Origin of the sequence: Floccifex sp., from assembly GCF_051873495.1 — a bacterium.
GTDB lineage: Bacteria > Bacillota_I > Bacilli_A > Erysipelotrichales > Erysipelotrichaceae > Floccifex.
In genome coordinates this window covers 1-7,955 of the sequence record NZ_JBJEEX010000083.1, presented here as the reverse complement: position 1 = coordinate 7,955, position 7,955 = coordinate 1, and the positions used below count along the sequence as shown (strand labels likewise).

Genomic DNA, 7,955 nt, shown 5'->3' with positions numbered 1-7,955 from the left:
GAGAACCAGGCTTTATAAAAAAAAGCCCACACTCGTTAGAGTGTGTTAGTTCAATCGACATAGAAGAACAGGAGATGATGACAATGTGTAATTTATCCTATTATTTTGAACTTAAAGGCGAAGAACGCGGAATCAATAAAGGAATTAGTCAAGGAATCGATATTGGACGAAGTGAAGGAATTGATATTGGTCGAACTGCAGAACGTAAAGAAACAATACAAAATCTGATGTCATCTTCTAAGCAAAGTTTTGATAAAGTATATGATTTATTGAATTACGATAAAAATGAAAAAGAAAAGTATCGTAAACTCGTAACAAATTAATATATTAAAAGAGATAGCACAAAGCTATCTTTTTATTTCACATTCAAATTTTCTAATTTCTTATGTTTGCCATTAATGGATTCATAGACACGTATTTCACAGTTATGTGGTTTTGGACGCCATTTAATGCCATTTTTTTTGTCTTCTAAATACCCACATAAAGAACGAATAATACCACCATGACATGAAATTAATACATTTTCATAGCCTTTTTGTTCCAGTTCTTTTAGAAAACTAGTACTTCTATTCACCGTAGAAGAAATAGGTTCTACACTTTTCGGTGCTTTAAAAATTTCTGGTAAAGCCCAAAACAAGGAGAAACGAATCCCAAGTAAATAATATTTTTTTAGTTCATACTTACCAAAATCAACTTCACGTAAACGAGGATCAATGATTACATCTTTTTTATCTATACCTGCCATAATGCTAGCTGTTGTAATGGCACGATCTAAATCAGATGCATAAACCGCATCAAAGTGAATGTCCTTAATTTGTTGATGAGCTAGTTTAGCTTGTTCAATGCCGGTTTCATTTAATGGTTCATCGGTTAATCCTTGCATAAGATGAAGTTTGTTGTATTTGGTTTGACCATGACGAGTAATATAAATTTTCATGGCTTCATTTTAACATTGTTTTAAATAATTTTGTACTCTTGTGATTTTTTGTTTATAATAACTTACATGATAGTTGAAAAATATGGTGGAACAAGCGTTGCAGATGTAGATAAAATCAAGGCGATTGCCAAACATGTGGCAGAAGTTAAAAAAGAAGGAAAGGATATTGTGGTGGTTGCCAGTGCAATGGGAAAAACAACCAATGCCCTTATTCAATTAGCCAAAGAAGTTGGATATGCGACAAATGATAGAGAAATGGATTCTTTATTATCAACGGGAGAGCAACAAACTGTTACTCTTCTTGCCATGGCAATTGAAGCACAAGGGGTACCGGCTATTTCTTTAACGGGATATCAAGCTGGTTTTATCACAAGTCATCATCATGCGCATGCTCGTATAAAAGATATAGATCTAACAAATTTAAAGAAACATTTAAATGATGGAAAAGTAGTTGTTGTAGCGGGTTTCCAAGGCGCAACGGAAAATGGTGAAATTACTACACTTGGACGAGGTGGCTCAGATACAACTGCGGTTGCCTTGGCAGCTAAACTAGGCTGGGATTGTTACATTTATACCGATGTGGATGGAGTTTATACAACCGATCCTCGTATTTATCCACAGGCAAAGCGTTTAAAAGAAATCACATATAATGAAATGATGCAGATGGCATCACTTGGTTCAGGGGTTTTAGAAACGCGTTGTGTTGAAATTGCGAGTAAATACAACATTCAATTGTATTTAGGAAGAGCATTGGAAACAGATTTAAGTAAAGGAACATTTATTATGGGAACAAAACATATTGAAGACATGCCAATTACTGGTATTTCTATAAAAGAAGACTATGCGATTATGCGTGTTGTGAACATTGAAAATGATGGCGTTTATTTAGGAAAATTATTTAAGTTGATTGCGGATTTAAACATTAATATTGATACTATTTCCCAACAATTAGCGAATGACAATAAAACGAATTTCACTTTCTATTGTAATGAACACCAAAGTGATTTAATTTTACAACACTATAATGAACAAGAATATGGATATAAAATTGAACGTATTTTAGGTTTTGTGAAGTTAAGTGTTGTTGGGGTAGGAATTTCAACACATAGTGGAATTGCCTCTACTATTTTAAATACATTGACACAAAACGGAATTAAATACTATCAAATTACTTCAAGTGAAATTTCCATTTCATTGACTATTGAAGCACAAGACAAAGAAAAAGCAGTTCGTGTATTAGCACAAGCATTTGATTTATAAAAAAAGCGGCTAGGCCGTTTTTTTATGTTTTTGATAGTATATAAAACACAATAAAATTTGAATAATTGTTGAACAAGGAGTAGCCAATCCAATTAAAAATAAATTAGAAGTGAAGCGACTCATAATAAAAGAAACAGGAATACGAACAAGGAAGGCTCCAATAATTCCTTGTATCATGACAAAAGTTGTTTTTCCACATCCATTGAAATATCCTGTAAAACAAAATAAGAAGGCTACAAATAAAGTATCAATGGCATAGCCTTTTAAATATTGAGCGGCTGCTAAAATAACTTGGCTATCATTAGAGAAAATACCAGCTAAAAGGTTTCCATGGAAAAATGAAAAATAAGAAATTACAATTCCAACACCAAAGGAAATAGCCATTCCATAGTGCATGGATTTACGTGCTCTATCGTTTTTACCGGCTCCAATATTTTGAGCCACAAAAGCCGATAAAGATTGTCCAAAACTAGATGGAACCAACATAATAAACCCGCATATTTTTTCGGCTACACCAACACCTGCTGATGCGATTAATCCAAGGGAATTCACAATGGATCCAATGGCTAAAAAGGAAACATTTACTAAACCATCTTGTAAAGCAATGGGAAAGCCTAAATATAAAATACGTTTAATTAATGATGAATGAAATCCGATGTCTTTCATATTAAAAGAAAAAGGGAGTTTTTTATTTTTTATAAGAAATAAACTAATCACAACACTAATGGCTTGGGCTAAAATAGTAGCTAAGGCAGCACCAGCGGTGTTCCATTTAAAATAGCCTACAAATACCAAATCCAATACAATGTTACAGATACAAGCAATGGCAACGGTAATCATAGGTGTTTTAGAATCACCGATTCCTCTAAAAATACTTCCAATGACGTTATAGGCAACAATAAATAGTGTTCCTGCTGAACAAATGCGAACATAACTAACGGTTTTATCAAATGCTTCTATGGGAGCGTTCATAATGGATGTGAAAGGAGCAGATAGGATCATCATTAAAATCGTAATGATTATAGCTACAATCACAAATAATACAATAGTAGCTTCAATGGTACGACTCGCTTCTTTGTCTTGTTTAGAACCAATGAATTGACCCAATAAAATAGTAGAACCCATAGCGAGTCCTGTAATGACACAAGTAATCATATGCATCATTTGAGAACCTGTGGCAACTGCACTTACATCTGCACTGCTTCCAAATTGTCCAACAATTAATAAGTCAACAGCTCCATAAAGAGATTGAAGAAATAAAGCTAGTAAAACCGGCAGGGCAAAAGTGATGAGTGGTTTAACAATTTTTCCTTCTGTGAATGTATTCATATCTTTCCTCCCAATATTTGTTAATAAGCCTATGTATTATATCTTAATTTGTATTAAAATCAAGGTAACAAAGGGGTGTTTTATATATGCAAAAGATAATTGCATTTGAAAAAGCAGATGAATTATTCATTTATATTGATGAATCTAAAAGTAAATTATTAAAAGAACATATTAATAGTCATAAAATGGCTTCATTTGAATTATATCCTCAATTTTATTTATGTAGTTTTAACTGGTATGACATCAATAGCCCAGAAACCAATACAAATCGTGTTATTATTTATTTTGATTTAGAAGATCTTTTAATATTTTGTGAAAACGAACAAACCAAACAAAAGCTTCAACCTTTTTTGGTTTCTTATTCTCAAAATGATAAAACTCTCCATCATTTTCTTTTTTCTTTATTAGAAAATGACATGGATTATTTAGATGACTATGAAGATGTGATTACGGATGCCGAAGATGAAGCTTTAAAAGGACATTATCGCGGGTATTTAGAAAAAATCCAAGAATATCGTAAAGAGTTATTGCGATTGAAAAGGTATTATACTCAGCTTCAAGTTATTTGTGATGGTCTAATTGATAATGAAAATAATTTAATCAGTGAACATGAAATGATTCATTTTAATATTTTACATAATCGTGTGGATCGTTGTTATGCGGCTGTTTTAAATCTCCATGATTATATTACGCAAATGCGAGAAGCCTACCAATCCCAAATTGATATTGAACAAAACCAGTTGATGAAATTCTTTACTTTGGTTACCGCTTTATTTCTTCCTTTAACGTTAATGGTAGGATGGTATGGAATGAACTTTAAAAATATGCCAGAATTAAGTTCTCCATTAGGGTATCCAATATTTATTATTGTGAGTATATTGATTTGTGTGGCCTTATTGATTTATTTTAAAAAGAAAAAATGGTTTTAATGCGACAATAACCAATTATTTGTTGAATTTAAATCACATCATTAAATATTGATGATACAAGCAAATAGAATAAAGAATAGAGCGACGTGAATAGCGTCGTTTTATTATACATAAAGTACATATAATACATTCTAAATATGTATTATTAATATTGATAAAAAAAGAGTATACTGTATCCCGGTTTAAGGAGATTTATGTATGAATAAAGATTTAACAGTGGGAAATCCTGAAAAAGTATTGTGGAAGTTTTGTTTACCTTTATTTGGAAGCATTATCTTTCAACAAATATATAACATTGCCGATAGTTTAATCGCAGGTAAATTCATTGGTGAACAGGCTTTGGCAGCCGTGGGAAATAGTTATGAAATCACATTAATTTTTATTGCGTTTGCCTTTGGATGTAATATAGGATGTTCTGTTATTGTTTCGCAATTCTTTGGAGCAAAACAATATAAAGAAATGAAAACAGCGATTAGTACGGCTATGATTGGAAGTGCTATTCTTTGTGTTGTTTTAATGGCAGTGGGAATCATAGGCAGTGGATGGTTATTAGAATTAATTCACACGCCCGCTAATATTTTTGAAGATTCAAAATTATATCTAGACATATATGTAGGATCCATTCCTTTTGTTTTTTTCTATAACATCGCAACAGGAATTTTTTCAGCACTCGGTGATTCTAAAACACCATTTTGGTTTTTAGCTATTTCTTCGGTTTCTAATATATTTGTAGATATCTTATTTGTGAAAGAATTTCAAATGGGAGTAGCCGGAGTCGCATGGGCAACTTTTTTATGCCAAGGAATTAGCTGTGTTTTAGCGATAGTGGTTGTATTTAAAAGACTCCGTAAAATTCAAAGTGAAAAAGCTCCTTTGTTTTCTTTTGATCTTTTAGTAAAAATTGGATACGTTGCGATTCCTAGTATCCTACAACAAAGTTTTATTTCTGTAGGAAACATTATCATTCAAGGAATTATAAATGGCTTTGGTTCGAGTGTTATAGCTGGGTATTCTGCTGCAATCAAATTAAATAATTTAGTCATCACTTCCTTTACAACCCTAGGAAATGGTATTTCTAATTATACAGCGCAAAATATAGGAGCTGGAAAAGAATATCGCGTGAAAGAAGGCTATAAAGCGGGAAGAAATATGGTTTGGTTGATTTGTATTCCTTTGGTTTTCCTTTATTTGTTTGCCGGAAAAGGCTTGATTTCTTTCTTTATGGACAATCCATCTAGGCAAGCACTTCATACTGGAATTGTGATATTACGAATTTTTGCACCGTTTTATTTTATTGTTTCGTTAAAATTAGTGGCCGATGGTATTTTAAGAGGATCGGGTATGATGAAGCAATTTATGATTGCGACGTTTACGGATTTAATTTTAAGAGTGGTTCTTGCCTTTGTGTTATCAAATACAGCTTTATCTTCAACAGGAATTTGGTGTTCATGGCCAATTGGATGGACAGTCGCAATGATTTTGTCGATTTCGTTTTATCATAAACAATATGATAAGTGTTAGGAAAGGAAATGGAATCTGTGTTTCGTATCATGAAAGCAGATTCCTCTTTTTTTTATTTGACCTAAGTACGATTTCGTACTATTATTAGTACGAAATCGTACTTAAGGAGAAATTATGAATCAAAATCATTTTGATAAACTACAACAAATTAATTTATTGACATCAGAAATTGATGGTTTATATCATCGTTTATCACTAAAATTAGGACTAAACGATAGTGAGTCACGGGTTTTATATGCTTTGTATACAAATGGAAATTCATGTTTATTAAACAAGATTTATACTGATGCGGGAATCAGTAAACAAACTGTAAATTCTAGTTTACGTAAATTAGAAAAAGAAAAAATGGTTCGTTTAGAGCCATATCATGGCAAAGCAAAGAAAGTTTTTTTAACGGAACAAGGAATTGAAAAAGCAAATCAAACTGTTTCTAAAATTGTTAAGGCAGAAATTGATGCTTTTGCAAATTGGGATGAAGAAGAAATAGAAGTGTATATAAAATTCACTAAAAAATATGTAGAAACTTTTGGTATTGAAGTTAAGAAAATAGAACAGGAGTTGATGGAATGAATATTCAACTTTCGGATCACTTCACATATGGAAAACTCATAAAATTCACAATATCATCCATTGCGATGATGATTTTTAATTCAATTTATGGAGTTGTCGATGGTTTCTTTGTATCAAATTATGCAGGTAAAATCCCATTTGCGGCAGTAAACCTTATTATGCCTTTTTTAATGATTGTTGCTACTGTTGGTTTTATGTTTGGAACAGGTGGAAGTGCCTTGGTTGCTAAGACATTAGGAGAAGGAAATAAGAAAAAAGCCAATGAATTATTTTCTTTGTTCGTGTATGTTTCATTTCTTTTAGGAATTGTTTTCGCTATTTTTAGTATTGCGTTTATAAGACCCATTGCCATTGGCTTAGGAGCCAAAGGATTACTATTAGAAAACTGTGTAACCTATGGACGCATTTTTTTGTGTGCACTTCCTTTTTATGTATTACAACTCTTATTTCAGTCTTTCTTTGTTACAGCGGAAAAACCACAACTTGGTTTGTTTGTTACGATATTAGCTGGGATAACGAACATGGTTTTGGATGCGGTATTAGTAATGGGACTTCCCCAAGATTATAAATTAATAGGAGCGGCATTGGCTACGGCAACAAGTCAAGTGGTAGGAGGAAGCATTCCTTTAGTTTATTTTTTTAGAAAAAATAGCAGTACATTATGTTTAGGAAAAACAAAATGGGATTTAAAAGCTATAGGAAAAGCTTGTTTAAATGGATTTTCGGAATTTATGAGTAATATTTCTATGAGCGTTGTGGGAATCATTTACAATAAACAACTCATGGTTTATGCTTTGGAAAATGGGGTAGCTGCCTATGGATTTATGATGTATGTAAGTATGATTTTTTCAGCGGCTTTTATAGGTTATTCTGTGGGAACTGCTCCTGTAATTGGTTTTCATTTTGGCGCTCAAAATAAAAATGAATTAAAAAGTATTTTAAGAAAGAGTTTAATTTTGATTGGTTGTTTTTCTATATTAATGGTTTTTTTATCTGAAATTAGTACAATTCCTTTGGCTAAAATATTCGTAGGATATGATAAAGAATTACTTGAATTGACGGTATCAGGTTTCCATATCTTTGCGTTATCGTTTTTATTTATGGGATTTTCTATTTTTGGATCAAGTTTCTTTACCGCTTTAAATGATGGACTAACATCGGCTTTGATTTCTTTTTTAAGAACTCTTGTGTTCCAAATTCTATTTGTCTTAGTTTTACCGATAATATTTGGAATTGATGGTATTTGGTTTTCAATTGTGATTGCGGAATTTATGTCACTTGTATTAACTTTCTTTTTCTTAAAGTTTAAACAAAAGAAATATGGATATTAAAAAATCGTCGATTGACGATTTTTTTGTTGTCTACATAAAACCCCCAGATATTCTGGGGGTCAGGAAAAGCTTTAGCGG

General features: G+C 32.0%; 7 protein-coding genes and 1 pseudogene. 6 read left to right on the top strand and 2 right to left on the bottom strand.

Features of this window, described 5'->3' with window-relative positions; all coding sequences use genetic code 11:
- Nucleotides 1-323: pseudogene (locus tag ACI313_RS04915) on the top strand (hypothetical protein); the annotation flags it as partial.
- 32 nt (nucleotides 324-355) lie between these two features.
- On the opposite strand, the gene ACI313_RS04910 reads toward ACI313_RS04915, so the two are convergent.
- Entirely contained in the window at nucleotides 356-937 is a 582-nt protein-coding gene (locus tag ACI313_RS04910) for a histidine phosphatase family protein (protein ID WP_439755434.1), read from the bottom strand.
- 66 nt (nucleotides 938-1,003) lie between these two features.
- Between ACI313_RS04910 and ACI313_RS04905 the strand changes: the two genes are divergently transcribed.
- Complete coding sequence (locus ACI313_RS04905; protein ID WP_439755433.1) at nucleotides 1,004-2,197, top strand: aspartate kinase; 1,194 nt, start codon at nucleotides 1,004-1,006, stop codon at nucleotides 2,195-2,197.
- Between the two features lie 9 nt (nucleotides 2,198-2,206).
- On the opposite strand, the gene ACI313_RS04900 is transcribed toward ACI313_RS04905, so the two are convergent.
- On the bottom strand, nucleotides 2,207-3,526 hold the full coding sequence (locus ACI313_RS04900) for an MATE family efflux transporter (protein WP_439755432.1): 1,320 nt from the start codon (nucleotides 3,524-3,526) through the stop codon (nucleotides 2,207-2,209).
- A gap of 86 nt (nucleotides 3,527-3,612) precedes the next feature.
- Here ACI313_RS04900 and ACI313_RS04895 point away from each other — a divergent pair, with 86 nt between their 5' ends.
- The 4 genes from ACI313_RS04895 (at nucleotide 3,613) to ACI313_RS04880 (ending at nucleotide 7,877) form a co-directional block, all read left to right on the top strand.
- On the top strand, nucleotides 3,613-4,455 hold the full coding sequence (locus ACI313_RS04895) for a magnesium transporter CorA family protein (RefSeq protein WP_439755431.1): 843 nt from the start codon (nucleotides 3,613-3,615) through the stop codon (nucleotides 4,453-4,455).
- Between the two features lie 198 nt (nucleotides 4,456-4,653).
- Nucleotides 4,654-5,976: an MATE family efflux transporter gene (locus tag ACI313_RS04890; RefSeq protein WP_439755430.1), complete on the top strand. Its 1,323-nt coding sequence runs from the start codon at nucleotides 4,654-4,656 to the stop codon at nucleotides 5,974-5,976.
- Nucleotides 5,977-6,090: 114 nt separating this feature from the next.
- The gene (locus tag ACI313_RS04885) at nucleotides 6,091-6,546 is read left to right on the top strand and encodes a MarR family winged helix-turn-helix transcriptional regulator (protein ID WP_439755429.1); all 456 of its coding nucleotides are present in this window, start codon (nucleotides 6,091-6,093) and stop codon (nucleotides 6,544-6,546) included.
- Nucleotides 6,543-7,877, top strand: coding sequence for an MATE family efflux transporter (locus tag ACI313_RS04880; protein WP_439755428.1), 1,335 nt, complete (start codon nucleotides 6,543-6,545; stop codon nucleotides 7,875-7,877). The genes ACI313_RS04885 and ACI313_RS04880 overlap by 4 nt, the downstream gene beginning before the upstream one ends.
- Nucleotides 7,878-7,955 lie beyond the last annotated feature (78 nt).

What these genes read in the sequence shown, in the direction of transcription:
- ACI313_RS04910 (WP_439755434.1), bottom strand. Translation starts at nt 937, where the DNA reads ATGAAAATTTATATTACTCGTCATGGTCAAACCAAATACAACAAACTT.
- ACI313_RS04905 (WP_439755433.1), top strand. Translation starts at nt 1,004, where the DNA reads ATGATAGTTGAAAAATATGGTGGAACAAGCGTTGCAGATGTAGATAAA.
- ACI313_RS04900 (WP_439755432.1), bottom strand. Translation starts at nt 3,526, where the DNA reads ATGAATACATTCACAGAAGGAAAAATTGTTAAACCACTCATCACTTTT.
- ACI313_RS04895 (WP_439755431.1), top strand. Translation starts at nt 3,613, where the DNA reads ATGCAAAAGATAATTGCATTTGAAAAAGCAGATGAATTATTCATTTAT.
- ACI313_RS04890 (WP_439755430.1), top strand. Translation starts at nt 4,654, where the DNA reads ATGAATAAAGATTTAACAGTGGGAAATCCTGAAAAAGTATTGTGGAAG.
- ACI313_RS04885 (WP_439755429.1), top strand. Translation starts at nt 6,091, where the DNA reads ATGAATCAAAATCATTTTGATAAACTACAACAAATTAATTTATTGACA.
- ACI313_RS04880 (WP_439755428.1), top strand. Translation starts at nt 6,543, where the DNA reads ATGAATATTCAACTTTCGGATCACTTCACATATGGAAAACTCATAAAA.